The 24,515-nt window shown below is 73.9% G+C and carries 26 protein-coding genes; 9 read left to right on the forward strand and 17 right to left on the reverse strand.

What is annotated here, in order from left to right; translation table 11 throughout:
* Positions 1-20: 20 nt before the first annotated feature.
* Both FB558_RS02775 and FB558_RS02780 read left to right on the forward strand, forming a co-directional pair.
* A complete protein-coding gene (locus FB558_RS02775; RefSeq protein WP_142047790.1) occupies positions 21-317 on the forward strand; it encodes a hypothetical protein in 297 nt (98 codons plus the stop codon).
* Complete coding sequence (locus tag FB558_RS02780; RefSeq protein WP_142047792.1) at positions 302-1,324, forward strand: S1C family serine protease; 1,023 nt, start codon at positions 302-304, stop codon at positions 1,322-1,324. Before FB558_RS02775 ends, FB558_RS02780 begins: the two co-directional genes overlap by 16 nt.
* Before the next feature lie 6 nt (positions 1,325-1,330).
* On the opposite strand, the gene FB558_RS02785 is transcribed toward FB558_RS02780, so the two are convergent.
* Entirely contained in the window at positions 1,331-1,696 is a 366-nt protein-coding gene (locus FB558_RS02785) for a VOC family protein (RefSeq protein WP_142047794.1), read from the reverse strand.
* Positions 1,697-1,764: 68 nt separating this feature from the next.
* Between FB558_RS02785 and FB558_RS02790 the strand changes: the two genes are divergently transcribed.
* From FB558_RS02790 to FB558_RS02800, 3 genes are read left to right on the forward strand one after another with little or no spacing between them, the layout of a single operon-like run.
* Positions 1,765-2,367, forward strand: a complete 603-nt coding sequence (locus tag FB558_RS02790; protein WP_142047796.1) for a TetR/AcrR family transcriptional regulator — start codon at positions 1,765-1,767, stop codon at positions 2,365-2,367.
* On the forward strand, positions 2,364-2,903 hold the full coding sequence (locus tag FB558_RS02795) for a hypothetical protein (protein WP_211366036.1): 540 nt from the start codon (positions 2,364-2,366) through the stop codon (positions 2,901-2,903). The genes FB558_RS02790 and FB558_RS02795 overlap by 4 nt, the downstream gene beginning before the upstream one ends.
* Before the next feature lie 16 nt (positions 2,904-2,919).
* The gene (locus FB558_RS02800) at positions 2,920-3,405 is read left to right on the forward strand and encodes a nitroreductase family deazaflavin-dependent oxidoreductase (protein WP_142053615.1); all 486 of its coding nucleotides are present in this window, start codon (positions 2,920-2,922) and stop codon (positions 3,403-3,405) included.
* Here the strand turns inward: FB558_RS02800 and FB558_RS02805 are convergent.
* Together FB558_RS02805 and idi are read right to left on the reverse strand one after the other, a co-directional pair.
* Complete coding sequence (locus tag FB558_RS02805) at positions 3,402-4,346, reverse strand: ribose-phosphate diphosphokinase (RefSeq protein ID WP_142047798.1); 945 nt, start codon at positions 4,344-4,346, stop codon at positions 3,402-3,404. The two genes, FB558_RS02800 and FB558_RS02805, sit on opposite strands and share 4 nt — an antisense overlap.
* 29 nt (positions 4,347-4,375) lie before the next feature.
* A complete protein-coding gene (gene idi, locus FB558_RS02810; RefSeq protein WP_211366038.1) occupies positions 4,376-4,915 on the reverse strand; it encodes an isopentenyl-diphosphate Delta-isomerase in 540 nt (179 codons plus the stop codon).
* A gap of 172 nt (positions 4,916-5,087) precedes the next feature.
* Here idi and FB558_RS02815 point away from each other — a divergent pair, with 172 nt between their 5' ends.
* Positions 5,088-6,284 carry an MFS transporter gene (locus FB558_RS02815; protein WP_142047802.1) on the forward strand — a complete coding sequence of 399 codons (1,197 nt, stop codon included), beginning with the start codon at positions 5,088-5,090 and terminating at the stop codon, positions 6,282-6,284.
* Between the two features lie 43 nt (positions 6,285-6,327).
* Here the strand turns inward: FB558_RS02815 and FB558_RS02820 are convergent, their stop codons facing one another.
* From FB558_RS02820 to FB558_RS02855, 8 genes are all read right to left on the reverse strand, one after another.
* A complete protein-coding gene (locus FB558_RS02820; RefSeq protein WP_142047804.1) occupies positions 6,328-7,173 on the reverse strand; it encodes an amidohydrolase family protein in 846 nt (281 codons plus the stop codon).
* Positions 7,170-9,149 carry an enoyl-CoA hydratase gene (locus tag FB558_RS43780; RefSeq protein ID WP_142047806.1) on the reverse strand — a complete coding sequence of 660 codons (1,980 nt, stop codon included), beginning with the start codon at positions 9,147-9,149 and terminating at the stop codon, positions 7,170-7,172. Before FB558_RS43780 ends, FB558_RS02820 begins: the two co-directional genes overlap by 4 nt.
* Before the next feature lie 30 nt (positions 9,150-9,179).
* Positions 9,180-10,511 (reverse strand): ABC transporter substrate-binding protein, encoded by a 1,332-nt coding sequence (locus FB558_RS02830; RefSeq protein WP_142047808.1) that lies wholly within the window; start codon positions 10,509-10,511, stop codon positions 9,180-9,182.
* Between the two features lie 15 nt (positions 10,512-10,526).
* A complete protein-coding gene (locus FB558_RS02835) occupies positions 10,527-11,402 on the reverse strand; it encodes a carbohydrate ABC transporter permease (RefSeq protein ID WP_142047810.1) in 876 nt (291 codons plus the stop codon).
* The gene (locus FB558_RS02840; RefSeq protein ID WP_142047812.1) at positions 11,399-12,355 is read right to left on the reverse strand and encodes a carbohydrate ABC transporter permease; all 957 of its coding nucleotides are present in this window, start codon (positions 12,353-12,355) and stop codon (positions 11,399-11,401) included. The genes FB558_RS02835 and FB558_RS02840 overlap by 4 nt, the downstream gene beginning before the upstream one ends.
* Positions 12,352-13,200 carry an NAD(P)-dependent oxidoreductase gene (locus tag FB558_RS02845; RefSeq protein ID WP_142047814.1) on the reverse strand — a complete coding sequence of 283 codons (849 nt, stop codon included), beginning with the start codon at positions 13,198-13,200 and terminating at the stop codon, positions 12,352-12,354. The genes FB558_RS02840 and FB558_RS02845 overlap by 4 nt, the downstream gene beginning before the upstream one ends.
* 25 nt (positions 13,201-13,225) lie before the next feature.
* Positions 13,226-14,011: an RraA family protein gene (locus FB558_RS02850; protein WP_142047816.1), complete on the reverse strand. Its 786-nt coding sequence runs from the start codon at positions 14,009-14,011 to the stop codon at positions 13,226-13,228.
* Between the two features lie 127 nt (positions 14,012-14,138).
* Positions 14,139-15,356 (reverse strand): serine hydrolase domain-containing protein, encoded by a 1,218-nt coding sequence (locus tag FB558_RS02855; RefSeq protein WP_142047818.1) that lies wholly within the window; start codon positions 15,354-15,356, stop codon positions 14,139-14,141.
* A gap of 165 nt (positions 15,357-15,521) precedes the next feature.
* On the opposite strand from FB558_RS02855, the gene FB558_RS02860 reads away from it, so the two are divergent.
* Positions 15,522-16,220 (forward strand): GntR family transcriptional regulator, encoded by a 699-nt coding sequence (locus FB558_RS02860; protein WP_142047821.1) that lies wholly within the window; start codon positions 15,522-15,524, stop codon positions 16,218-16,220.
* Positions 16,221-16,320: 100 nt separating this feature from the next.
* Here FB558_RS02860 and FB558_RS02865 read toward each other — a convergent pair whose 3' ends face one another.
* From FB558_RS02865 to FB558_RS02875, 3 genes are read right to left on the reverse strand one after another with little or no spacing between them, the layout of a single operon-like run.
* Positions 16,321-17,244 (reverse strand): fumarylacetoacetate hydrolase family protein, encoded by a 924-nt coding sequence (locus FB558_RS02865; RefSeq protein ID WP_142047823.1) that lies wholly within the window; start codon positions 17,242-17,244, stop codon positions 16,321-16,323.
* Entirely contained in the window at positions 17,244-18,167 is a 924-nt protein-coding gene (locus FB558_RS02870) for an MBL fold metallo-hydrolase (RefSeq protein WP_142047824.1), read from the reverse strand. Before FB558_RS02870 ends, FB558_RS02865 begins: the two co-directional genes overlap by 1 nt.
* Positions 18,168-18,192: 25 nt before the next feature.
* The gene (locus tag FB558_RS02875; RefSeq protein WP_142047826.1) at positions 18,193-19,407 is read right to left on the reverse strand and encodes an MFS transporter; all 1,215 of its coding nucleotides are present in this window, start codon (positions 19,405-19,407) and stop codon (positions 18,193-18,195) included.
* A 95-nt stretch (positions 19,408-19,502) separates the two neighbouring features.
* On the opposite strand from FB558_RS02875, the gene FB558_RS02880 reads away from it, so the two are divergent.
* Positions 19,503-20,138, forward strand: coding sequence for a TetR/AcrR family transcriptional regulator (locus tag FB558_RS02880; protein ID WP_142047828.1), 636 nt, complete (start codon positions 19,503-19,505; stop codon positions 20,136-20,138).
* A gap of 116 nt (positions 20,139-20,254) precedes the next feature.
* Positions 20,255-21,394, forward strand: a complete 1,140-nt coding sequence (locus FB558_RS02885) for a Gfo/Idh/MocA family protein (RefSeq protein WP_142047830.1) — start codon at positions 20,255-20,257, stop codon at positions 21,392-21,394.
* Positions 21,395-21,484: 90 nt separating this feature from the next.
* Here FB558_RS02885 and FB558_RS02890 read toward each other — a convergent pair whose 3' ends face one another.
* Genes FB558_RS02890 through FB558_RS02900 form a run of 3 tightly spaced genes read right to left on the reverse strand, consistent with a single transcriptional unit; the run spans position 21,485 to position 24,515 of the window.
* Positions 21,485-22,801 (reverse strand): ABC transporter substrate-binding protein, encoded by a 1,317-nt coding sequence (locus FB558_RS02890; protein ID WP_142047832.1) that lies wholly within the window; start codon positions 22,799-22,801, stop codon positions 21,485-21,487.
* 11 nt (positions 22,802-22,812) lie between these two features.
* Complete coding sequence (locus FB558_RS02895) at positions 22,813-23,634, reverse strand: carbohydrate ABC transporter permease (protein ID WP_142047834.1); 822 nt, start codon at positions 23,632-23,634, stop codon at positions 22,813-22,815.
* Positions 23,631-24,515, reverse strand: a complete 885-nt coding sequence (locus FB558_RS02900) for a carbohydrate ABC transporter permease (protein ID WP_246106225.1) — start codon at positions 24,513-24,515, stop codon at positions 23,631-23,633. The genes FB558_RS02895 and FB558_RS02900 overlap by 4 nt, the downstream gene beginning before the upstream one ends.

Here is a 24,515-nt window from a genome sequence, read left to right on the forward strand (position 1 = left end):
GCGCGAACCCTCGGTCGGCGGTGATCCAGCGCCACGTTGTCGTCGAGCGACACGTCGGCGATCGGCGCGCCCGGGCTGGTCGGCAGGCGGACCTCGACACGGTCGCCCCGCTGCCGGGGTACGAGCGTCTGCCTCAGTGCATCCTCGATGAGCTGGCTCAAGGTCCGACCCGTGTGCGCGGCCAGCACCTTGGCCTCGACGACCAGCGCGTCGTCCAGCTGCAGAAGCAGGTCGGGCTCGTCACCCGTGCGGGGGTCGTCGCCACGTTCGTGCTCGGCCCTGCTCGGGTAGAAGGAGCGGTATGCGGACCGGACTGACGGCAGCGGGCCTCGTGCTCGCCGGGGCCCTCCTCGGGGGATGCACGACAGCGGCACCGGAACGGCCGCCGGCGACCGAGGCGCCGCCCGCGACGGCCGACGCGCCACCGGGCGGGACGCCGTCCGCGGCCGACGTCGTCGCGCGCCTGGCGCCGAGCGTCGTGACCGTCGGCACCGGGGAGGGCGTGGGCAGCGGGGTCGTCTACCAGCCCGACGTCGTCCTGACCAACCAGCACGTCGTGGCCGGCGCCACCAGGGTCACGATCGACTACGCCGACGGCACCTCCTCCGACGGCACCGTCCTGGCCACCGACGAGGTCACCGACCTCGCCGTCATCCGCACCGCGCGGGGCGGCCTGCCGGTGCCGGAGTACCGCACGGAGCTGCCCCGCCCCGGCGACCCGGTGCTGGCGATCGGGAGCCCGCTCGGCTTCGAGGGGACGGTGACCTCGGGGATCGTCTCCGCCCTGAACCGGCAGATCCCCGGATCCGCCACGCAGTCCTCCGCGCTCGTCGACCTCATCCAGGTCGACGCCGCGATCTCGCCGGGCAACTCCGGCGGCGCCCTGCTCGACGCCAGCGGCCGCGTGATCGGGATCAACGAGGCCTACATCCCGCCCGCCGCGGGCGCCGTCTCGCTCGGTTTCGCGATCCCCGCCGCCACGGCCGTCGACATCGCCGACCAGCTGCTCGCCGACGGCACGGCCACCCACTCCGTGCTCGGGGTGAACGTCGCGCGGCTCACGCCCGAGATCATCCAGGCCTACGACCTGGGCGTGGAGTCGGGAGCGCTGGTGACCCGCGTGCCGCCGGGCGGGCCGGCCGCGGCCGCGGGCGTGCAGGCCGGTGACGTGATCGTGGCGCTCGGCGACCAGGAGGTCGGCAGCATCGAGGACCTGCTCGGCGCTCTGCGCGACACCGATCCGGGCCAGCAGACCACCGTGGCGGTATCGCGCGACGGCCAGCGCATGGATCTGCCGGTGACGATCGGCTCCGAGTCCGGCTGAGCGCGGCTACTCGCGCGGGGGCAGCACGCAGAACTCGTTGCCCTCCGGGTCGGCCAGCACCACCCACGGGTGCTCGGGCTCGTCGGACAGCCGGGTCGCCCCCAGCCCGACGAGCCGCTCGACCTCGGCCTCATGCGTCCCCGTCGCCGGCGCGAGGTCCAGGTGCAACCGGTTCTTGCCCGACCGGGCCTCCGGCACCGGTTGGAACAGCAGCAGCGGACCGCCGTCCCCGGTACCGATCTGCACGTACTCGACGCCGTGCGCGTCCTTCCACCGCCCCTCGACCTCGGTGCCGAGCGCCGCGCACCAGAAGGTGGCGCAGCGCTCGGCGTCCCGGCAGTCGACCGCCACCGCGAGCACCCTGCTGACCATGCCCGCCCTTTCCCCGCTCGGGGGTCCGCACTAACATGACTGACCAGTCAGCCATGAAGGAGTGCCGGATGAGCCCGAGGCGGGTCGACCGGGCCGCGCGCCGGGAGGAGATCCTGGCCGCCGCCGTACGGGTGTTCGCGAGCAAGGGTTTCGCGGCCACCCGGATCGAGGACGTGGCCGCCGCCGCGGGCGTCGGCAAGGGCAGCGTCTACCTCTACTTCGACAGCCGCGACGCCCTGCTCGACGCGGCCATGGAGGCGCTCGCCGGGGCGTCCCGGGAGGTGCTCGCCCGCGCCCGTTCCGGCGCGGAGCCGCCGCTGGAGCGGCTCGCCGAGCTCGTCCGCGGGGTCCTCGCCGCCGCCACCGCGGACCCCCACCTCGCCCGCGTGCTGCTGGACCTCTGGTCGCTCGGACGCCGCGGCGACGTGGACGTGCCACTGGACATGGCCGCGCTCTACGCGGAGTACCGGGAGGCGATCGGCGCGCTGCTGGCCGAGGCGGCCGGCCGCGGCGAGGTGCGCGACGACGTCTCCCCCGCGCACGCGGCGGTCGTCGTCGGCGCGGTCGAGGGGTTCCTGCTGCAGTGGGTGGTCGATCCCGGGCTGCCGATCGCCGGCATGGACGCGGTCGTCGTCGCGGTCTGCCTCGACGGGCTGCGGGCGCGGCCGTGACGGCGCTCGCGCGCGTCAACGCGGTCCTCGTCGCCCCCGCCGCAGGAGCCGCCGAGAGCGGGCTCTGCTACCTCGCCGGCGCCGCGGGGGCGGCGCTCGCCGCGGCCGCCGCGCACGGGGCGGGCCTGCCGTGGTGGTCGGTGGCCGTGCTCGCCGCCGTCGCGTTCGACCTGGTCGGCGGCGCCGTCGTGAACGCGACACCCGCGGCGAAGCGGCGCTTCCACGGCCCCGGCCGCTCCGGCGCGCACCGGCTCGCATTCGTGGCGGCGCACGTGCAGCCGTTCCTGCTCGCCCTGCTGGTGCCCGGCTTCGGCTGGGCGGCGGGCGCGCTCGGCTGGGGCCTGGCCGTCGGCGGTGCCGTCGCCGTGGTCCTGGCCGGCCCGCGGCTGCGTCGCCCGCTCGCCTTCGCGGTCACCGCGGTCGGCAGCGTGGTCGCCCTCGTGGCCGTGCCGCTGCCCGCGTTCCTGGCCTGGGTCATCCCCGTCCTGCTGGTCAAGCTGCTGCTGGGCCACCTGCTGCCCGAGGACGCACCGTGACACCGGAGGCACCGTGATGTTCTTCGCCCGCCCACCCCGCACCCGCCTGCAGCGCGCCGTGCACCGCGCGCCGGTCCTGCTGTTCCGGCTGGGGCTCGGCGGCCTGCTCGGCCCCCGGTTCGTCCTGCTCCACCATGTCGGGCGGACGACGGGGCGCGAGCGCCGGGTCGTCCTGGAGGTCGTCGGCAGGGAGGGCGAGGACTACGTCGTGGCGTCCGGGTACGGCGCCCGCGCGCAGTGGTTCCGCAACGTCCGCGCCGAGCCGCGGGTGCGCTTCCAGGTCGGGTGGCGCCGCCGCACGGGCCGCGCGGAGGTGCTGCCCCCTGCCGAGTCGGGTCGCAGGCTCGCCGCCTACGCCCGGTCCCACCCGCGCACCGCGGCCGCGCTCATGCGCACGATCGGGCACGACGTGAGCGCCCCGGGAGCGTACGAGCGGCTCGGCGCCGACCCGGAGCGCGGCGTCCCGCTGGTCGCGCTGCGCCCGGGACCTGACGAGTCCTAGTGCTCGTCGAACAGCACGCTGACGGACTCGCCGTTGTGGATCCGGCGCACGGCCTCGGCGAGGGCCGGCGCGATCGACAGGACGGTGAGCTTGGGCGCCCGGTCGGCGTCCGGGATCGGCACCGTGTTGGTGCAGACGATCTCGGTGACGTCGTCGCGCCGCCCGATCCGCTCCAGCGCGCCGTCGCTGAACAGCCCGTGCGTGCAGGCCACCCGCACCGACGCCACGTCGTGCTCGACGAGCCGGTCGAGCAGCTCGACGATGGTGCTCCCGCGCGCGATCTCGTCGTCGAGCACCACCACGTCCTTGCCGCGGACGTCGCCGATGATCGAGCTGATCACGACCTTGTCGTCGGAGAGCCGCTCCTTCGCGGCGGCCGCGACCGGGGTGCCGAGCAGCCGCGCGAAGCGCGAGGCCTCCTTGGCGTTGCCCAGGTCGGGTGACACCACGACCGAGCGGGACAGGTCCCCGGCCCGGAAGTGCTTCGCCAGCTCGTGCAGCGCGTGCAGGTGGTCGACCGGCATCCCGAAGAAGCCGTGCACCTGCGGGGAGTGCAGCGTCATCGTGAGCACCCGGTCGGCACCCGCGGTCTTCATCAGGTCGGCCACCAGCCGGGCTCCGATGGAGATCCGCGGGGCGTCCTTCTTGTCCGAGCGTGCGTAGGCGAAGTGCGGCATCACCACGCTGATCCGCGCGGCCGAGGCACCGCGGGCGGCGTCCAGCATCAGCAGCAGCTCGACGAGGTGCTCCTGCACGGGCGGCACCAGCGGCTGCACCACGAACACGTCGCGCTCGCGGCAGTTGGCCTGCAGCTGCACCTCGAGGCAGTCGTTGGAGAACCGCGTGACCCGCGACGGCGCCAGCGGCACCTCGAGGTGGTGGCAGATCGCGGCGGCGAGCTCCCGGTGGGCCGAGCCGCTGAAGATCGTGATCTCCTTCATCGCGGTGCCCAGCCTGCCACCCCCCGTGCTCAGGCGGGCACGGGGGCCCAGTCCTCGCGCCGCGCCTCCAGCAACGGGGCCTGCAGCCGGGCCCACGGGGACAGCGCCCCCGCGTCGGCCGCGGCGAGGAACGCCTCCCAGCCCCACCACTCCACCGACTCGACCTCGTCGGGCCGCGCCCGCGGCTCCCCCACGAGCGTGCAGACGTAGACGGGGCAGCGCTCGTTCTCCTCCACGCCGCCCGCGGAGGCGCGGTAGGCGAAGTCGGGCAGCACGAGCCGCAGGTCCTCGGCCTGCAGGCCGAGCTCGTGGTCCAGCCGCCTGCGCACGGCGTCCTCCACCGCCTCACCGGGGCCGGGGTGCCCGCAGCAGGTGTTGGTGCGGACGCCGGGGAAGGTCGGCTTGTGCAGCGCGCGGCGCGTCACCAGCAGCCGGCCCTCCCGGTCGAAGCCGTAGCAGGAGAACGCGAGGTGCAGGGGCGTGGTCGAGCCGTGCACCGTGGCCTTGTCGGCGACGCCGATGGCGCGGCCGTCGTCGTCGAGGAGGACGACCTGTTCCGGGGCGGTCACGCGGTCCACTGTGCGTCATGCCGGGGAGATCCGCGCGTCGACCCCGTTGCCGTTCACACGCCCGCGCCTGTATGAACAGCGGCGTGCGCCGGAGGCCCGATGACCCGGCAGGCACCCGCGGCGGGCTCGTCGCCGACCTCGTCCCCCTGGCCGTACCCGGAGGCACTCCCGCGTGAGCCCCGTCCCCACGCGCCCGCGCGTCGCCGTCGCGGTCGTCAGCCTCGCGCTCGCCGTCGACATGTTCCTCTACGGCAGCCTCGTCCCGCTGCTGCCCGTGCTCCCCGCGGTGGCCGGTTCACCCGGCGCGGCGGGAGCGCTGTTCGCGGTCTACGCGGTGGCGATGCTGGTCGCGATACCGCTGGTCGGGCGCTGGGTCGACCGCAGCGGACCGCGCGCTCCCCTGCTCGCGGGCCTGCTCGCGCTGGCCGCCGCCACCGCGCTGTTCGCCGCCGCCGTCGAGACCCCCGGTCCGCTCGGGCTCACCGTGCTGCTGCTCGCACGGGCCGCCCAGGGCGTCGCCGCCGCCGCGACCTGGTCCGCGGGGCTCGCGCTGATCGCCGCCACGCACCCGCCGCACCGGCGCGGCACCGTGATGGGCCTCGCGCTCTCCGCCGTCGGGGTCGGAGTGCTGCTCGGGCCCGCCGTCTCCGGGCCGCTCGCCGCGGCGTTCGGCCCGCGCGCCCCGTTCCTGCTGGTCGCGGCGCTGGCCGCGGCCGACGCGGTGGCCCGGCTGCTCTGGATCGCCCCCGTCGGCGGTACGCCCGCGGCCACGCCGCTGCGCGTGGTGGCGCGCGGGCCCCGGGCCGGGCTGCTCATCGGGCTCACCGCGCTCGGTGCCGCGGCGATCGCGTTCGCCGAGCCGGTGCTCCCGCTGCACCTGTCGGACCTCGGGCTGGGCATCACGGCGATCGGCCTGGTGTTCGGCGCCGCCGCGCTGCTCGGCGGGCTCGCCGCGCCCCTGGCGGGGGCGCTCACCGACCGGTTCGGGGCCACCCGGGTCGCCGCGGTCGGCACGCTCCTCGCGGCCGTCGGGTTCGCCCTGTGCGGGCTGCCGGCCCCCGGACCGTCGATCGCCGGCGTCGTGACCGTCGGGGTGGGCGCCCAGCTGGTGCTGGCACCCACGCTCGTGCTGATCGGCGGCCTCGCCGAGCACACCCGCCCGCCGGCGTACGGCGCCGCGTACGCGCTCTACAACCTGGCCTACACCGCCGGGCTCGCCGTCGCACCGCTCGCGGCGGGCACGGCGGCCGCGCTCGCCGGCGTTGCCGCCACGACGATCGCCGCCGCCGCGGTCGCGGCGCTCACCGGGCTCGGCCTGATCCTGCGCCGACGCACCCCGTCTCCGCCGACGCGCCCGGTCGACCGGTAGCGCCGGCGGACGCGGGGTGCGTCGGCCGGGAACGGTCGCGGGGTCACCCGCGGGGCAGGTGGTACCAGCGCAGCGCGGTGCCCGCGCGGACCTCCGCCAGCCCGGCCGCGTCGACGCCCGCCGCCACCACCGCGGCGTCGAGGTCGCGCAGGGCCGTGGCGTAGTCGGCGCGCAGCGTCACGACCGGCCAGTTGCTGGCCAGCATGACGCGGTCGGGGCCGAACGCCGTCACCGCCTCGGCCACGACCGGGGCCAGCGCGCCCGGCTCCCACCGCTCCCACGACGAGAGCACGTCGATCCCCACCGAGGCCTTGAGCGCCACGTTCGGGCACTCCGCGAGGGCCAGGAGCCGGTCCGACCAGGCGTCGACGCTGCCCCCGTCCAGGGGTGGCCGCGCCAGGTGATCGACGACGATCCGCAGGTCGGGCACCTGGTGCGCGAGTGCGACGACGGCCTCGACCTGCGCGTCGATGACCGGGACGACGTCCCAGGCAAGGTCCAGCGCGGCGAGCTCGGCCATGAGGTCGGGGGCGAGCCAGTCCAGCGGCTCGCGGGCCACCAGGCAGCGGACGCCGCACCAGCGGGTCCGGTCGGCGCGGGCGAGCTCGGCGCGGGCGGCGTCGGGGTCGGCGAGCGGCAGCCACCCGACGACGCCGGCGACCTGAGGGCAGGCGGCGGCGTAGGCGGCCAGCCGGTCGTTCTCCTCCGCGGAGTCGACCGACTCGACGAGCACGGTGGACGCCACCCCGGACGCCTCCAGCAGCGGGGTGAGGTCGGCGGGCTCGAAGTCGGCGGCCAGCTCGGCGTGCGCATTGCCGCGCCACGGCTGCTCCTGCGCCGCCGTGCGCCAGAAGTGGTGGTGGGTGTCGATCCGCATGTCCGCGCTCACCGGCCCGTCCACTCCGGACGCCGGCGCGCGACGAACGCGGCGACGCCCTCCTGGAAGTCGGCGCTGCCGTAGCAGTCGGCGAGGACGTCGTCGGCGTCCACGTCCCCCGGCCCGGCCGCGGCGAGCCGACGGTCGATCTCCTTGAGCCCGGCGAGGGTGCGGGGCGCGCCGGTCGCGATCCTGCGGGTCAGCTCCGCGGCGGCCTCGTCGAGCTCCCCGGGCGGCACGACGGCGTGCACGAACCCCGCGGCGGCCGCCTCGGCGGCGTCGATCGTGCGGGAGGTGAGCAGCATGGCCGTGGTCCGGCCGGCACCGAGGCGCTGCTGCAGCCGGGCCACCACGGCAGGCGCCAGGCAGTTGCCCAGCGTGCGCGCGATGGGCGCGCCGAACACCGCGCGGTCGGTGGCCACCAGCACGTCGCAGCACGCGGCGATGGCCAGCCCGCCGCCGACGGCGGGGCCGTCGACCACGCCGAGCACGGGCACCGGCACGGCGAGCAGGTCCGCCAGCACGGCGCCGACCCGACGTTCGTAGTCGAGGCCGTCGGCGGCTGAGGAGAACTCGGTGAACTGGGCGATGTCGGTGCCGGCGGCGAACGCCTCGCCCGCCCCGCGCAGCACCACGACGCGCAGGTCCGGGTCGGCGCGCGCCGCGACGCAGAGCTTCTGCATCTCGTCGTACATCTCCCAGGTCAGCGCGTTGCGACGGGCCGGGTTGGCCAGCTCGATGTGCAGGACCGGGCCGTCGCGCCTGCTGCGCACCTCGCCCTGCGGTCGTGGGTGGAGGGGCGTGCCGGGGCACTCGTCGCCGCTCACGACAGCTCCCGCGGAGGCCAGCACTTCACCGTTGTGCTCCCCCAACAAGGGCGGCGGGAGCCGCACGGAGGCAGGTGTGCGCGACAGGTGCAACGGCGACCCGAGCACCGGAACCAGACCCTCCACCGGGTGCTCGACGGTCGCCACCATGCCGCGCGCCTTGACGTGCGGGTCGTCCTCGAGCACCTGCCGGTAGTCCTGGATCGGGCCGGCGGGCACGCCCGCGGCGAGCAGCCGCTCCACCCAGGTGCCGGTGTCCTCCTCGGTGAGGCGGCGCTCCAGCTCCACCACCAGCTCCGCGCGGTGCTCCATCCGGTCGGTGTTGGTCGCGAACCGCGGGTCGTCGGCCAGGTGCTCCACCTCGAGGGCCCGGCAGAGGCGCTGCCAGAGCCGCTCGTTGTTCGCCCCGACCGTCACGAACCCGTCGCGCGTGGCCAGCGCCTGGTAGGGCGCCGACATCCGGTGGGCCGACCCGAGCGCCTGCGGCGCCTCCCCGGTGGCCCAGAACTCCGTCGACTCCCACACCGACAGCGCCAGCGCCGCCTCGAACAGCGACGTCTCCACGTACTGCCCCTCGCCGGTGCGCTGCCTCGACGCCCACGCGGCGAGGATCCCCACGGCCGTGAACAGGCCCGCTCCCAGGTCACCGATGGGGATGCCGGCCTTCACCGGCCGGTCCCCCGGCTCGCCCGTGACGCTCATGACGCCGGCCATGGCCTGCGCGATCAGGTCGTAGCCGGGCCGGTCGGCGTAGGGGCCGGTCTGCCCGAACCCGGACACGCTCGCGTAGATCAGCCCGGGGTTGAGCGGGGCCAGCGTCGCGTGGTCGACGCCGAGCTTGGCCGCGACGCCGGGGCGCCAGTTCTCGACGACGACGTCGGCCGAGCGCACCAGCTCGTGGAAGGTGGCGCGGCCCTCGTCGGACTTCAGGTCGAGGGTGACGCTGCGCTTGTTGCGGTTGAGCGCGAGGAACGCCTTGCTGTCCGCGCCCGTCCCGGCCTGGCCGAACGACGCGCGCGTCTGGTCCCCCGACTCCGGGTTCTCGACCTTGACGACGTCGGCCCCGAGGTCCGCGAGGATCATCGTGCAGAACGGGCCGGCCATGACCTGGGTGAGGTCGAGGACCGTCATGCCCGCGAGTGCGCCCTCAGGGGTCGCCATGCGTTGTTCCCTCCGCTCGTTTTCGGGGCTCTAGGTGGTCGCCAGGACCGTGTTGACCTCGGTGATGAACGCCTGCGCCGCCTCGCGCGGGGGCGTGCCGGCGAAGACGATGCTCTCGTACGCCCGGACGAACGCGTTCTCGAAGCTCGCCTGGTACCCCGGCGGGTAGACGACGCTCACCGGCTCCTGCGCCACGATCCGCTGGTACAGGTCGAGCTCCGCCCGCTTCAGCGCGGGCAGCGCCGGGTCGTCGAGCTGCTGCTGCAGGTGCCGGCTGTTGGTCACCGCGCCGTTGGCCGAGAGGAACGCCTTCGCGCCCGCGTCGTCGTTGACGAAGAAGTCGACGAACGCCGCGGCGGCCGGGATGTTGTCGCAGGTGGTCGGGATGGCGAAGCCCGAGGTGAACAGCACGTTCCCGGAGCCGGCCGGCCCCGACGGCAGCGGCAGCGTCACCAGCTGCTGGCCGGGCTGCGTGCCGTCGAGCGTCTTCTGCGCCGGGGTGAGAGCGTTGCCAGGCAGGTTGTCGGCGAGCACCTTGCCCTGCGCGACGAAGCGCTGCTCGGTCTGGTCGGGCTCCTCGGCGTTGACCTCAGGGGTGGGGGTGAGACCGGCGGTGCGGATGCGCTCCCACATGTCCCAGTACTCGACGAGCAGGTCCTCGGAGAAGCCGAGCTGCCGGTCGGCGAACAGCGACTCGCCACGCCCGGCGACGTAGGCGATGAAGTTGTTGGGCAGCCCGCCGCCGAGGTTCACCGCGGGGACGCCCTCGGGCAGACCCGGCTGGGCCCGCCCGGCCCACTCGGCGAACGCCTCCCAGTCGTAGCCGTCGGGCGGCAGGCCCACCCCGGCCTGCTCGGCGAGCGTGCGGTTCACCGTCATCGCGTCGTAGGCGGCGCCGTAGGGGATCATGTAGAGCTTGCCGTCGAGCCCGCGGCCGGTGTCGAGCACCTCCGGCGGGATCTGCGAGACGTCGATCGTCCCGGCGTCGACCATCGGCTGCAGGTCGAGCAGCACGTTCTTGGTCGTGTAGTCGTTCAGCTGGCGGCCCTGCAGCTGGGTGGCGCACGGCAGGTTGCCGCTGGAGGCCTGCACGTTGAGCCGCTCGATGTAGGCCTGGAAGTCGGCCGACTCCCCCTCCACCGTCGTGCCCGGGTGCGCCGAAGTGAACAGGTCGATCACCGCGTTGGTCACCTCGTTGCGCGGGCCGGAGCCCCACCAGGCGACGCGGATGTTCCCGGCGACCTCACCGGTGCCGTCGGCGCCCTCGTTGGGGTTGTCGCCGATGGACGTGCCGCCCGCGCAGCCCGTCGCCACCAGGGCGAGCGCGACCGAGCCGGCCGCGAGTGCCTTCTTGATGAACACCGTTGTTCCCTTCTACTACTTCAGCCCGCTGGTGGCGATGCCCTCGATGAGCAGCCGCTGGGCGGCGAGGAAGAACCCGACGATCGGGGCGAGCGAGAGCGTTGCCATGGCGAAGAGCGGCCCGTAGGCGGACTCGCCGGTGGCGTCCAGGAACCCGTTGAGGCCCTGGGCGACGGTCCACGTCTCGGGCCGGACGAGGTAGAGCAGCGGACCGAGGAAGTCGTTCCACGTGTTGATGAACGTGAACAGCGCGGTGGTGCCCAGCGCCGGGATCGCCAGGGGCAGCACCACCCGCCGGAAGATCCCGACGTGCCCGCAGCCGTCCAGGCGCGCGGCGTCGTCGAGCTCCTGGGGCAGGGTCCGGATGAACTGCACCATCAGGAAGATGAAGAACGCGTCGGTGGCGAGGAACTTCGGCACCACCAGCGGCAGGATCGTGTTGATCCAGGCCAGCTCGTTGAACAGGACGTACTGCGGCACCAGCGTGACGTGGTAGGGCAGCAGCATCGTGCCGAGCATCAGCGCGAACATCGTCCTCTTGAGCGGGAAACTCAGCCGCGCGAACGCGTAGGCGGCCATCGAGCAGGCCACCACGTTGCCGACCACGCAGAGCAGCGTGATCACCAGCGAGTTCAGGAAGAACCGGGAGAAGTTGAGGTTCCCCAGGCTCCAGCCCTCGGTGTAGTTCTCCGTGGTGAAGTGCGTGGGCCAGACCGAGAGCGTGCCGAAGGCCTCGTTGCTCGGCCGGAACGACGCGCCCACCATCCACAGCAGCGGGTAGAGGATGACGACCAGGATCGCCAGCAGCAGCGCGTGCCGGGCGAGCGCGATCACCAGCGGGTTGCGCGAGCGGCGGCGCCCGAACAGCGGGCGGGGAGCCAGGGCCGTCATCGTTCGTCTCCGTAATGCACCCAGAACCGGGCGCTGGCGAACAGGCCCGCGGTGAACAGGGCCAGCACGACCACGAGCGCCCACGCCATCGCCGACGCGTAGCCCATCTCGAGGTTCGCGAAGCCGCGTTGGTAGAGGTAGAGCGTGTAGAACAGGGTCGAGTCGAGCGGCCCGCCCTCGCCGTTCGAGATCACGTAGGCCGGGGTGAACGCCTGGAACGCGTTGACCGTCGACAGCAGCAGGTTGAAGAAGATCAGCGGCGTCAGCATCGGCAGCGTGATGTGCAGGAACCGGCGCACGGCGCCCGCCCCGTCCACCGCGGCCGCCTCGTAGAGCTCCTTCGGCACCTGCCGCAGCCCGGCGAGGAAGATGATCATCGTGGAGCCGAACGACCAGACGTGCAGCACCACCAGCGTGTACAGCGCGGTGCCCGGGTTGCCGATCCAGCTGCCGCCCTCGATGCCCACGAGGGCGAGCGCCTCGTTGACGATGCCGTCCTGGCCGAACACCTGCCGCCACAGCACCGCGATCGCCACGCTCGAGGCGATCAGCGACGGCAGGTAGAACGCGGCGCGGTAGCCGGACAGGAACGCCAGGCCCTTGTTCAGCACCATCGCCACGAGCAGCGACACCACCAGCAGCAGCGGCACCGAGATCGCGACGTAGCGCAGCGTCACGCCGACGGACGCGAGGTAGCGCGGGTCGGCGGTGAACATCCGCACGTAGTTGTCGAAACCCACCCACTGCGCCGGGGTCATGAGGTTGTAGCGGGTGAACGACAGGTACAGCGAGTAGAGCATCGGGCCGATGGTCAGCAGCAGCATCCCGACGATCCACGGCGAGAGGAAGCCGTAGGCCGCGAGCGCCTCGCGGGTGCGCCGGCTCGGCCCGCTCCCCGACGGCGGCGGCGCTGACGCCGTCGGGGCGACCGGGCTCACCGTCCCGGCCGTCATCGGGCCGCCTCCCGCGCGTGGGCCTCGACCCGACCGGCGAGCGTCTGCGCGAGCCAGCCGGCCAGCGGCACCGGCACCTCGGCGGCGCGCGCTGCCTGCACCACCTCGGCCAGGTCCTTGCTCCAGGGGCGCGCGGCGACCGGCGTGCCGCTCTCGTCGTACGCGGCGGCCGTGCGGTCCCAGAACCCGAGGTTCCGGGCGATCCACGAGTCCCCGAGGCTGGTCTCCAGGGCCGTGAGCAGCGCGTCGGTCGCGACGCCGTGCGCGGCGGCGAAGTCGATCGCCTCGTACACGCCCGCGAGGTTCGCGAACATCGTCAGCTGGTTCGCCAGCTTCGCCGCCGCCCCGGCGCCGACCGGGCCGACGTGCAGGACCGGGTCGCCGACGGCGTCCAGCAGCGGGCGCACCCGCTCCAGCACGGCCGGTTCGGCACCCACCATCACGGTCAACGTGCCCTTCTCGGCACGCTCGGCACCCCCGCTCACGGGGGCGTCGATCAGGTCGACCCCGTGCGCGGCCGCCACCTCGGCCAGCCGCGTCGCGGTCTGCGGCAGCACGGTGCTGTGCACGACCACGGCGCGGCCGGGGCGGTCCAGGGCGAGGTAGCCCTGCAGCACCTCCTCGACCGCGGCGTCGTCGGGAACGGCGAGCACCAGCACGTCGCGGTCGGCGAGTGCGGCCACGTCCGGCACCGCGGTCGCGCCGAGCGCGACGACCGGCTCGGCGCGTTCGGGGTGCGCGTCGAGGACGGCGAGGTCCCACCCCGCCCGCACGAGCGCGGTGGCGAGCGGGAGGCCGAGGTTCCCGAGGCCGACGAGGCCTACGGAGGTGAGCGGCGCTGCCATGCGTTGCTCCTGGGGACGGGCCGGCTCAGACGCCGGCGTAGTAGGCCTCGACGGCGTCGATGTCGACGGTGCTGTCGGCGGGCAGGCCCAGTGCGGCGTAGTGCTTGCGCCGGGCGGCCATGTCGGCGAGCAGGATCGCGCGGGCGTGCGTCGCGACCTCGTGCGCGACCTCGACGGGCACGACGATGCAGCCGTCGCCGTCGGCGCCGACGATGTCGCCGGGGCGGACCTGCACCCCGCCGCACGCGATCGTCGTCTGCACCTCCACCACCTCGATGCGACCGGGGATGATCGTGCGGCCGCGGTGGCGCACGCAGACCGGCGTGCGCTGGCGGATCACCTCGTCGGTGTCGCGGCAGTACCCGTCGGTGATGACGCCGTTGGCGCCCTTGACGATCGCGCCCATCGTGTTCTCGGAGCCCCAGAACCCGACCTCGCGACCGCCGCCGGAGTCGGTGACGACGACGTGACCCGGCTCGAGCCCGTCGGGCAGGCGCTTGTGGCCGTACTTCCCGAACCAGATGCCGTGCGCGCCGACGATCTCCTCGGTGGTGTCGAGCTTCCACATCGGCTTGTTGGCCGGCACGCAGCGCAGCGTGGCCGCGGGCCCCCAGAACCGCATCCCCTCCCACAGCGGGCGGATCTCCGGCGACATCAGCGTGAGGTCGAAGTAGCCGATGCCGTCGAGGGCGTCGGCCACGTCGGCCACGCGGAGGTGCTGGTAGAGCGACCCGAGGTTCTCGGGGTCGGCCTTCGCGGGGCCGGCCGTCTCGGAGCCGGTGGGAGCGGACTGGTCGTGCGCGGTCGTCATCGGGCGCCTTTCGCGTTGTCCTCCGGCAGCCGGGCCTGCGCCCCGCTGCGAGTCGGCTATTGTCTACAACAGTCAAAAGACGGGCGCAAGGATCGGAGGTGGCGCGATGTCGCGGTCGGCGGTGCGCTCACGCCTCCAGCGCGGCGTAGACCGAGGTCCAGAAGTCGAGCCAGACGGGGTTGGCGGTCGGGAACTCGAGGCGCTGGGTCAGCAGGATCCCCACCAGGCCCTCGGCGGGGTCGGTGTACCACGAGGTACCCATCCCGCCGTCCCAGCCGTAGCGTCCCGGCGTGCGCCACAGGTCGTCGCCGCGCAGGCCGACGCCGACGCCGAAGCCCCAGCCGTCGACGCCGCCGAACGACTCCTGGCACTGCTGCGGGGTGAGCCGGTTCGACGTCATCAGCGCGACCGCGCGGCGCGACAGGAGGCGTTGCCCGCCGTAGGTCCCCCCGTCGCGCAGCATCCGCGCGAACGCCAGGTAGTCACCGGCCGTCGAGACCAGGCCGCCCGCGCCCTCGGGGAAGGCGGGCTCGCGCGACCAGGCACCGCCCTCGCGCGGGTCGTAGGGCGCCAGGGCGCCGTCCTCGCCGACGCCGTACGCGGCCGTGAACCGGTCGAGGTCCGCCGCAGGCACGGTGAAGCCGGTGTCGCGCATCCCGAGCGGCTCGAAGATCCGCTCCCGGAGGAACTCGGCGAAGGGCCGCCCGGAGGCGCGTTCGACGAGGATGCTCTGGACGTAGGACCCGATGTTGTAGCTCCAGCGCCGGCCCGGGTGGTCCAGCAACGGCAGCGTCGCCACCCGCGCGAGCCACTCGTCCGGGGTGTGCGGGAGGTCCGGGCGCGGCGGGCCGAAGCCGGAGACGCCCAGCTCCTGGGCCGCGGCGAAGAACGGGTGGCCGAACGCCTCCGCCGTGAGGATCATCCCGAGCCCGAGGCGGAAGTCGAGCGCGTCGCGCACGGTGATCGGCCGCTCCGCGGGCACCGTGTCGTCCAGCGGCGCGTCCGGGGAGCGCAGCACGCGGCGGTCCGCGAGCTCGGGCAGGAGCCGGTCGACCGGCTCGTCCAGCCGCAGCAGGCACTCCTCGACGAGCATCAGCACGGCGGCCGCGGTGATCGGCTTGGTCATCGAGCTGATCCGGAAGATCGTGTCGGCCCGCACCGGGACCGTGCCGCCGAGCTCGGCCGTCCCGATCGCGTCCACGTGCGTCTCGCCGTGCCGGTCCACCAGCGTGACCAGGCCGGGTACCCGCCCCGCCTCGACGTGCCCGGCCAGCACGCGGTGCAGCCGCTCGAGGCCGGGCCCGCAGAAGCCGTTCGTGGAGGTCGTCGTGGGGGAGGTCGTCATGTGCAGTGCTCCGTTCCGTGATCCGGGCGTCGGGAGTCGCCCCGGGAATCGCCATCGAGGCAGACCCGGCGGGCGCGCACAACTCATCGGCGCGGCGACCGGCTCGGCGCCGGGCGGCACGGCCGGGTGCGGGATGCTGAGGGCAGTCGGAACAGGGAGGGCGACATGACCAGCGTCGACGCCGCCGGGGCGAGGGGCACCCGGCCCGGCGAGCGGATCGACCCGCCCAGCCTGGTGTCGCTGGCCGCGGAGTCGATCCGCAAGATGATCCTCTCCGGCGCCTTCGCGCCGGGCGAGCGGCTCATCGAGGAGCGGCTCACCGAGCACCTGGGCATCAGCCGCCCTCCCCTGCGCGAGGCGCTGCGGCTGCTGCAGAACGACGGGCTCGTCGTCACCCGGCCGCGCTACGGCTCCACCGTGGCCACGCTCACCGACCAGGACGTCTTCGAGATCCTCACCCTCCGGACCGGCCTGGAGCGGATGGCCGTCGAGCTGGGCGTGCCCGTGCAGGACCGCGATCGGCTCGCCGTCTGCCGCAAGGCGGTCGAGCGGATGGAGCGCGACGCGCGCGAGGAGGACCGCGGGTCGCTCGTCGAGGACGGCTACGCGTTCCACGCCTCGATCGTCGGGCTGGCCGGGCACCGGCGGCTCTCGGAGATCTACCGCTCGGTGCAGCAGCAGATGCTGCTGTGCATGTCGCGCAACCTCGACACCCGCGAGCGCTACCACGAGACGCTCGTGGAGCACGTGGCCCGCCACCGCTACCTGTACGAGCTCATCGAGGCCGGGGACCCCCGTGCCGTGCTGGACGAGCTGGCCGTGCACGGCGAGCGCAGCTTCGCCGAGCGCCGCGAGCCGGAGTGAACCCGCTCCCACACCGACTCCAGCGCTCGCACACCGACTGCAGTCGGTGTGCGAGCGCAGATGTCGGTGTGCGAGCGGTCGGTCGGGGCCGGCGGCCGGCTCAGCCGAGGGGCACCGGGTCCGGGCCGGGCACGATCCGGCCCGTCACCGCGCCGAGCTGCTCCACCTCCACCGTGACGACGTCCCCCGGCCGCAGCCACGGGTAGCGCTGCGAACCGTGCAGGCCGGAGAGCTCCAGCAGGCAGCCGGTGCCCACGGTGCCGCTGCCGATCACGTCGCCGGGGCGCAGCTGCGTGCCCCGGGAGGCGTAGGCGAGCATCTGGCCGAACGACCAGTGGATGTCGGCCCAGCTGCCGCCGCCGAGGTCGCGGCCGTTCACCGCCGCGCGCATCGCGAGGCGGTAGCCCTTCCCGCTGCGGTGGGGCTGGAGCTCGTCGGGCGTCACGAGGACGGGGCCGAGCGACGTGGCGCCGTCCTTGCCCTTGGCCGGGCCGAGCCCGATCGTCGACTCGCGGGCCTGGACGTCGCGGGCCGACCAGTCGCAGAACACGGTGTAGCCGGCGATGTGCGACTCGGCCTCCTCCGGGGTGAGGTCGCTGCCCGCGCGGCCGACGACGGCGGCCACCTCCACCTCGTAGTCGAACGCCGCGCAGCCCGGTGAGATCGGGATCTCCGCGTCCGGGCCGCGGATCGCGGCGGGGTTGGTGAAGTAGAAGACCGGCTGCTCGAACCACACCGGCGGGACGTCCTCGCGCCCGAGCGCGCGCACGGCGTTGCGCAGGTGCTCCTCGAAGGACAGGAAGTCGCGCACCGACGGCGGCCGCGGCACCGGCGCGCACAGCGCCACGTCGGCGAGGTCGACGACCTCCACCGGCGCCGCGAGGGCCCGGTCACCGGCGGCCGCCAGCCCGCCGTCCGACTCCAGGTGCGCGAGCAGGGACCCGTCGAGGCCGTGCACCCGGCCCTCGCGCAGCACTCCGGCGCGCTCGGCGCCGTCCGCGGCGCGGTAGGTGACCCAGCGCATCAGGCGAAGCACCCGATCGGACCGCCGTGGAACGCGACCATGTCGGGCCACACCGAGTCGAGCGGGATCCGGGTGCCGCGCGGGTTCCCGTCGAGCTCGCTGTAGGCCCGGTGCAGGTTGCCGACGAGCCGCTCGCTCTCCTGCCAGGAGGCGAACCGGTTGTCCGCCGCGGCCCGCGCGGCCTCCAGCGGCGGACGGCCCGCCCGGTGGTGCTCGCGCGCCACGGCGTCGACGAACGCGGCGTAGTCGGTGAGGTCGTCGAGCAGCGCGGGGATCTCCGCGCCCCGGCACACCGGCCCGTGCCCGGGCACCATGATCTCGGGCTGCAGCTCCCGGATCCGGGTGAGCGCCCCCGGGTAGCCGGCGAGGCTGCCCTCCGCGAGGAACGGCTGGCCGCCCGCGAAGGCGAGGTCGCCGGCGAACAGCACCCGGTCCTGCGGCAGCCACACCAGCACGTCGCTGCGGGTGTGGGCGGGCCCGACGTGGATCAGCTCGACCTGCCGGTCCCCCAGGTGCAGGGTCATGCTCCCGGTGAAGGTGAGGTCCGGCGGCCGGACCTCCAGGTGCCCGTAGTCGGGCCCGGCCAGCACCCGGGCGGCGACCAGCCCGGCGGCCAGCACGTCCTCCCGGCAGTGCACGTGCCCGATGATCGGGGTGCCCGCCGGCATGAGCCAGTTGCCGAAGGTGTGGTCGCCGTGGTGGTGGGTGTTGACCAGGGCCAGTGGCGGCCCCGGGCAGACGCCCGCGGCGGCCGCGAGCAACGCCCGGTTGCGCGCCTCGGTGGACGTCATGTCCACCAGCAACGGCCCCGTCTCCCCGGCCACCACGCCGGTGTTGTTGATCATCCAGCTGCCGTCCGGCTGGACGTAGGCGAAGACGCCGGCGGCGAGCTCGGTGAGCTCGGGCGGGGCGAGGGTCGTCATCGGGTCCTCTCAGGGTCGTGCCGGGTCAGGTCGTGGCGGGGCGGACGGCGGCGGGCACCTCGCGCGCCGCGGGGCGGTCGGTGCGGGGCAGCAGGAACGTCAGCAGCCCCGCCGCGGCGAAGAACGCCGCGCACACCAGCAGGCCGCCGGACAGGCCGGTGACCGTGGCCAGCGCGGCGAGCCCGAACGGCGCGAACGCCGAGACGCCGCGGCCGACGTTGAAGCAGAACCCGGCGCCGGTCGTGCGGATGCGGGTGGGGAACAGCTCGCCGATGTAGGAGCCGAACAGGCCGGTGAACGCGGCGAAGAAGGCGAACAGCGGCCCGAACCACAGCAGTGCCGTCTGGTTGCTGGTCAGGGCGTAGAGCGGGAGGGTCACGGCCACGCCGAGCAGCGAGAGGATGATCGCGGAGCGGCGGCCGATCCGGTCGGCGATCAGCCCGAAGACGTTGTAGCCGACGAACATGCCGAGGTTCAGCACCGTCATGAACACCGCCACCGTCGCCGTCGGGATGCCGCGCTCGGTGGCCAGGTAGGTCGGCAACCACGTCGAGCCGCCCCACCAGCCGGTGAGGGCGAGGCCGGCCACGAGCGTGGCGATGATCGTACGGCGGCGCACCTGCGGCGCGAAGATCTCGGTGATCGACACCCGGCCACCGGGGTCCGCGGCCTTGGCATCCACCCATGCCTTCGACTCGGGGAAGAACGCGACCACGACCAGCAGCGGCAGCACGACCCCCGCACCGGCCACGAGGAACATCGTCCGCCAGTCCGGCAGGAACACCCCCGACAGCACCGCGGCGACGACCCCGCCGACCGGGAAGCTGCTCAGCACGAACGCCGCGGCCCGCCCGCGCGACTCGCTCGGCCACGTCTCCACGACGTAGGCCGACACCACGCCCCACACCCCGCCGAGGCCGAAGCCGGCGACGAACCGGAGCAGCAGGAACAGCTCGAAGCTCGGCACGACCGCGAGCGCCGCCGTGAACACCCCGAACGTCACGAGCGAGGCGATCAGCGCTGTCCGCCGGCCGAAGTTGTCCGACACGTAGCCGGCCAGCAGGCTGGACAACCCGATGCCGAGCAGCGTCGCGGTGGCGAGCAGGCCGGCCTCGGCCGCGCCGAGCTGCAGGTCCTCGCGGATCGCGGGCAGCGCCAGCGACAGCAGGATGATCTCCATTGCGTCGAACATGTAGGCGAGGAAGCTCCCGCCCAGCACCACCCACCGCGTGCGTCGCATCGCGTCTCCCCTTCGAAACGGTCTCGGCGGACTGTACGGACGTCCAGTCAGTGTGGTCAAGAGCCGACTGCACGCCCGTCCAGTACGGTGGCGACATGCAGGCCCCTGCCGGCGGCACCGTCGACGACACGGTCACCGATCCGCCCCTCGAGCGGCGCGAGCGCATCCTCGACGCCGCCGAGCGCGTGTTCGCCGAGGCCGGCTACCACGGCACGACGTTGCGGCAGATCGCCGCGGCGGCCGACGTCAAGCTCTCGCTGATCGGCTACCACTTCGAGTCGAAGCTCGCGCTCTACACGGCCGTCTTCGCCCGCCGGCAGCACGTCAACGAGGAGCGGCTGCGGATGCTCGAGGCGATCGAGGACCTGGACGCACCCGACGCGCTCGATCGCATCGTCAGCGCCTTCATGGATCCGGTGATCGCGCTCGCCGAGCAGGGCACCGCGTACCGCAGGCTCGTGCTCCGCGAGGCCGCCGACCCCTCCAGCATGCAGCGCCCGGTCATCCGGGAACTGTTCGACCCGATGGCCCGGGAGTTCATCGCCGCGCTGCGCCGGGCCCTGCCCGGCAAACCGGCGGGGTTCTACGAGTGGAGCTACCTCTTCGCCGTCGGCGCCCTCACCCAGAGCGCCTTCGACGACCGCATCGGCAACCTCGCCACCACTCCCCCGCCGGCGTCGAACGTCGAACTGCTCCGCTCGTTCATCACGGCGGGCTGGCGGCACGGCTGACACCTGCTCGCACACCGACATCCGCGCTCGCACACCGACTGCAGTCGGTGTGGCAGCACGGGAATTGGTGTGCGACCGCTCCGCGTAGGCTGGCAACCGCTTTCCGAAGGAGGACGATGGCCATCGACGAGCCCCTGCGCGTCGCGCTGATCGGCGTGCACGGCTACGGGCAGGTGCACCTCGACGGGCTGCTCCGCCTCGCCGGGACCGGCGCGGTGCGGGTGGCCGGGCTCGCCGACCCGCGGCCGCCCGCGCCCGAGTCGCTCGCGCGGGTGCGCGCCCTGCCCGGCGGCGCGGACGTGCCGGTGCTGGCCGACGCGGCCGAGCTGCTCGAGCGCGTTCGCCCGGACGTCACGATCGTCTCCACACCGATCCACACGCACCTCCCGCTCGCGCGGCTGGCACTGGCAGCGGGGTCGCACCTGCTGCTGGAGAAGCCGCCGACGGCCTCGATGGCGCAGTTCCGCGAGCTGTCGGCCGAGGTCGCCGGCGCGGGGAAGGTCTGCCAGGTCGGCTTCCAGTCGTTCGGTTCCCGCGCGCTCGCCCACGCCGCCCGGCTCGTGGCCGACGGCGCGCTCGGCCCGCTGCGCGGCGTCGGCGTGCACGGGGCGTGGGTGCGCGAGCGCGCCTACTTCGCCCGCGCCGCATGGGCCGGGCGGATGGAGCTGGACGGCGTTCCGGTCACCGACGGCGCCCTGACCAACGCCTTCGCCCACGCCACCGCGTCCGCGCTGCGGGTGGCGGGCGTACCCGCCGGCGCGGACGTCGGCGTGGAGCTGCAGCGCTACCGGGTCGCGTCCCCCGAGGGCGACGACACCGCGTCGGTCCGGCTCACCGTCGGCGGCATCCCGATCGTCGTGGCCGTCACGCTCTGCGCGGCGGAGCACCGCATGCCGGTGATCGTCGTGCACGGCGAGCGCGGGCGGCTGGAGCTGGAGTACACGACCGACACCCTCACCGGACGCACCGCCGACGGCGCCGAGGTCGGCGCGCCGCCGGGGCGCGAGGTCCTCCTGGACAACCTGGTGGCCCACCTGCACGACCCGGCGGTACCGCTGCTGTGCCCGCTGGCCGACTGCGAGCCGTTCATGCACCTGCTGGAGGCCGTGCGCCGCGACGGCCCCGCCCGCGCGATGCCGCCCGCAGCCGTGGAGGAGATCGACGGCCGCCCGGTGGTGGTCGGCGTGGACGACCTGGTCCGCCGCTGCGCAGAGGACCTCACACTGTTCGCCGAACTCCCCGCCCCCTGGTCCTGACCTGCCGCACCTTGGAGCCTTACTGCTGTTTTCCGGCCCTTGGAACAGCAGTAAGGCTCCAAGGTGCGCCGGGGGTCGGGGGTCTTGGGGTCAGCGGAGCGCCGCGTTGCCCGTGTCCTGCGCCTGCTGCAGGCCTTCCGCCACCGGGGTGCGGGCGGCGAACACCTCGTTCAGGATCGGGTTGAACGCCGTCGACGCCGCCTCGAACTTCGGGCCGGACGGCGCCGGGATCGTGGCGGTGCCGCCCTCGTCGCCGAAGTACCGGGTGTCGACGCCCTGGGCCGCCCAGTAGTCGTAGTAGCCCCGCTGCGCGGCCGTCACGGCGGGCAGCCCGGCCCCCTCCGCGCCGACGAAGGACGCGCCCTCCTCCGAGCCGATCCAGCGCAGCACCCGCAGGATCGCGTCGCGGCGCGGGCTGTCGGCGTTGCCTGCGGCGATCACGCTGTTGACGACGCTGCCCCGGCCTTCCGGCCCGGCGAGCAGCGGCGCGATGCCCCACTCGAAGCCCGCGCCGTCGGCGATGTTCTTGAGGTTGTAGGTGCCGGACTGGAACAGTGCCATCTTGCCCTGCAGGAACTGGTCGCGGCTGAAGTCGCCGTTGTCGTTCGTGTCGGCGGCCGACGGCGCGACGTGGTGGGTGTTGATCAGATCGACCAGGTAGCCGAACGCCTCGGTGGTCTTCGGGTCGGTGAACGTCAGGCTCTCGTCCGGCGCCTGGATCCGGCCGCCGTTCGAGCCGACGAAGTTGTAGTAGATGGCCTGCAGGTCGCGGCCGGCGTTGAACCCGTACTGCGTCACGGAGCCGGGGTCGAAGCCGGGCTGGTCGGCGGTGGCGCCCGCGGCGTCGCGGGTGAGGCGCCGCGCGGCGGGCAGGAAGGTGTCGGCGGCCGGGTCGGCGGGGTGCCAGGTGAGGTTCGCCGGGTCGACGCCCGCGGCCTCGACCATCGCCGTGTTGTAGTACACGACGATCCGGCCGTCGGTGAGCGCGGGCACGCCCCAGAGCGTGCCGCCGCGCGAGTACTGCTCCACCGCCGCAGGCACCCAGGCCTCGACCTCGTCGGCGAGCTCGGCGCCCACGTCGAGCAGCTTGCCGCCGTCGGCGAGCGCGCCGAAGTTGGAGCTGTTGAGCCAGTAGACGTCCTCGGCCGTGCCGCTGGAGACGTCGAGCGTGAGCCCGGTGAAGTAGTCGGCCCACGGCACGAGGTTCAGCTGCACCCGCACGTCCGGGTTCTGCCGGCTGAACTCCGCGAACGACTCCTCGTACGCGGCGGCGACCTGCTCGTCCCAGAGCCGCACCGTCACCGTCGTCACGCCCTCCTCCGACGGCGCGCTGTCCGGGCCCGCGGGCGAGCACGCGGCGAGGGCCAGCACGGCGACCGCCGCCGTAGCCAGACGCTGGAGTCTCATCAGGTCTCCTCCTACCGGAACCCGGTGATCGTGATCGAGCGGACGACGTGTCGCTGGAAGATCAGGAACAGCACCATCAGCGGCAGGATGGCCACCGTGGCCGCGGCCATGACGATCGTCCAGTTGCTGTTGTACTGCGACTGCAGCCCCGCCGTCGCGACCGTCAGCACCTGCCACTGCCGGCCGGTGGTGATCACCAGCGGCCACAGGAAGTTGTTCCAGTGCGTGACGACGGTGATGATCGCGAGCGTCGCGATGATCCCCCGGCTCACCGGCACCACGACGTGCCAGAGGATCCGCGGGGTGCCGGCGCCGTCGAGCTTCGCGGCGTCGAGCAGGTCGCCGGGGATGCCGCGGAAGTGCTCGCGCAGCAGGAAGATCGCATAGGGCGACCCGAAGAGCTGGGGCAGCACCAGCGCCCAGAACGTGTTGCGCAGGCCGAGGTCGGTGAACAGCGTGTAGAGCGGGATGATCGTGACGGCCTGCGGCACCATCAGCGTGGCCAGGTACACCCAGAACAGCGCGTCGCGGCCCGGGAAGCGCAGCCGGGCGAACGCGTAGGCGGCGAAGACCGAGAACGCGAGCTGCCCGACCAGGATCACGGCGACGACCTGGGCCGTCACCGCGATCGGCGACACGAAGTCGTAGCGCTCGCCGAACAGCTCGCCGAAGTTCTCCAGCGTGGGTGGGGCGGGCGGGCCCAGCACGGACCCGGACGCGAACTGCTGCGGCGACTTCAGCGCCGTGGACAGGCTCAGCAGGAACGGGGCCACCGTGAGCACCGCGCCGGCGACGAGCAGCAGGTAGGCGCCCGCGGTCCGCAGCCGGCTCACGTCGACAGGTCGTAGGTCGTGCGGCGGGCGAACCACCGCTGCTGCACGAGGGTGACCACCACGAGCAGCGCGAACAGGACCAGCGCCATCACCGCCGCCTGCCCGACCGCGCGTTGCTCGAACGCCTCGTAGTAGATCCGCCCGGCGACGACGTCGGTGACGCCCTGCGGTCCGCCGTTCGGGGTGAGCGCGTAGACCGAGTCGAACACCTGGAAGCTGGAGATGACGCCGGTGACCAGCACGAAGAACAGCGTCGGGCGCAGCAGCGGCAGCGTGACCCGCCAGAACCGCTGCCACGGGCCCGCCCCGTCGAGCAGGGCGGCCTCCGTGACGGCGGTGGGGATCGCGCGCAACCCGGCCACGAAGAACAGCGCGACGTAGCCGGCCTGCGTCCACACCGTCACCGCCGCCACCGACGGCAGCGCGAGCACCGGGTCGGCCAGCCACTCGACGCGGCGCCCGAGCAGCGCGTTGAGGGCGCCGTCGGTGGGCGCGAGGATCCAGCGCCAGACGACGCCGAGCACCAGCGGCGCGCAGATCCACGGCAGGACGTAGAGCACCCGGAAGGCCGACGAACCGCGCAGGCCCCGGTTGAGCAGCAGGGCCGCGACGAGCCCCAGCACGGTCTGCGCGGGGATCACGATCGCCACGAACACGGCGGTGACCAGCAGCGACCGCGCGAACCGGCCGTCCGACGCCACGGCGACGACGTTCTCCAGCCCGACGAACGTGCGCGGGCTGATCAGGTCCCAGCGGTGCAGCGCGAGCCACGCCACGACGAGGATCGGCAGCACCAGGAACGCGGCGACGCCGAACAGGCTGGGCCCGAGCAGCAGGTACGCCGTGCGCGACTCGCGTCCGGTCACCCGCACCTGCCTCAC

Origin of the sequence: Pseudonocardia kunmingensis (genome assembly GCF_006716445.1) — a bacterium.
Lineage (GTDB): Bacteria > Actinomycetota > Actinomycetes > Mycobacteriales > Pseudonocardiaceae > Pseudonocardia > Pseudonocardia kunmingensis.

Excerpts from the sequence above, each read along its gene's own strand:
- FB558_RS02845 (WP_142047814.1), bottom strand. The coding sequence starts at position 13,200 with ATGGCAGCGCCGCTCACCTCCGTAGGCCTCGTCGGCCTCGGGAACCTC.
- FB558_RS02880 (WP_142047828.1), top strand. The coding sequence starts at position 19,503 with ATGCAGGCCCCTGCCGGCGGCACCGTCGACGACACGGTCACCGATCCG.
- FB558_RS02890 (WP_142047832.1), bottom strand. The coding sequence starts at position 22,801 with ATGAGACTCCAGCGTCTGGCTACGGCGGCGGTCGCCGTGCTGGCCCTC.
- FB558_RS02780 (WP_142047792.1), top strand. The coding sequence starts at position 302 with ATGCGGACCGGACTGACGGCAGCGGGCCTCGTGCTCGCCGGGGCCCTC.
- FB558_RS02860 (WP_142047821.1), top strand. The coding sequence starts at position 15,522 with ATGACCAGCGTCGACGCCGCCGGGGCGAGGGGCACCCGGCCCGGCGAG.
- FB558_RS02840 (WP_142047812.1), bottom strand. The coding sequence starts at position 12,355 with ATGACGGCCGGGACGGTGAGCCCGGTCGCCCCGACGGCGTCAGCGCCG.
- FB558_RS02835 (WP_142047810.1), bottom strand. The coding sequence starts at position 11,402 with ATGACGGCCCTGGCTCCCCGCCCGCTGTTCGGGCGCCGCCGCTCGCGC.
- FB558_RS43780 (WP_142047806.1), bottom strand. The coding sequence starts at position 9,149 with ATGGCGACCCCTGAGGGCGCACTCGCGGGCATGACGGTCCTCGACCTC.
- FB558_RS02785 (WP_142047794.1), bottom strand. The coding sequence starts at position 1,696 with ATGGTCAGCAGGGTGCTCGCGGTGGCGGTCGACTGCCGGGACGCCGAG.
- FB558_RS02885 (WP_142047830.1), top strand. The coding sequence starts at position 20,255 with ATGGCCATCGACGAGCCCCTGCGCGTCGCGCTGATCGGCGTGCACGGC.
- FB558_RS02855 (WP_142047818.1), bottom strand. The coding sequence starts at position 15,356 with ATGACGACCTCCCCCACGACGACCTCCACGAACGGCTTCTGCGGGCCC.
- FB558_RS02800 (WP_142053615.1), top strand. The coding sequence starts at position 2,920 with ATGTTCTTCGCCCGCCCACCCCGCACCCGCCTGCAGCGCGCCGTGCAC.
- FB558_RS02870 (WP_142047824.1), bottom strand. The coding sequence starts at position 18,167 with ATGACGACCCTCGCCCCGCCCGAGCTCACCGAGCTCGCCGCCGGCGTC.
- FB558_RS02865 (WP_142047823.1), bottom strand. The coding sequence starts at position 17,244 with ATGCGCTGGGTCACCTACCGCGCCGCGGACGGCGCCGAGCGCGCCGGA.
- FB558_RS02790 (WP_142047796.1), top strand. The coding sequence starts at position 1,765 with ATGAGCCCGAGGCGGGTCGACCGGGCCGCGCGCCGGGAGGAGATCCTG.
- FB558_RS02875 (WP_142047826.1), bottom strand. The coding sequence starts at position 19,407 with ATGCGACGCACGCGGTGGGTGGTGCTGGGCGGGAGCTTCCTCGCCTAC.
- FB558_RS02850 (WP_142047816.1), bottom strand. The coding sequence starts at position 14,011 with ATGACGACCGCGCACGACCAGTCCGCTCCCACCGGCTCCGAGACGGCC.
- FB558_RS02805 (WP_142047798.1), bottom strand. The coding sequence starts at position 4,346 with ATGAAGGAGATCACGATCTTCAGCGGCTCGGCCCACCGGGAGCTCGCC.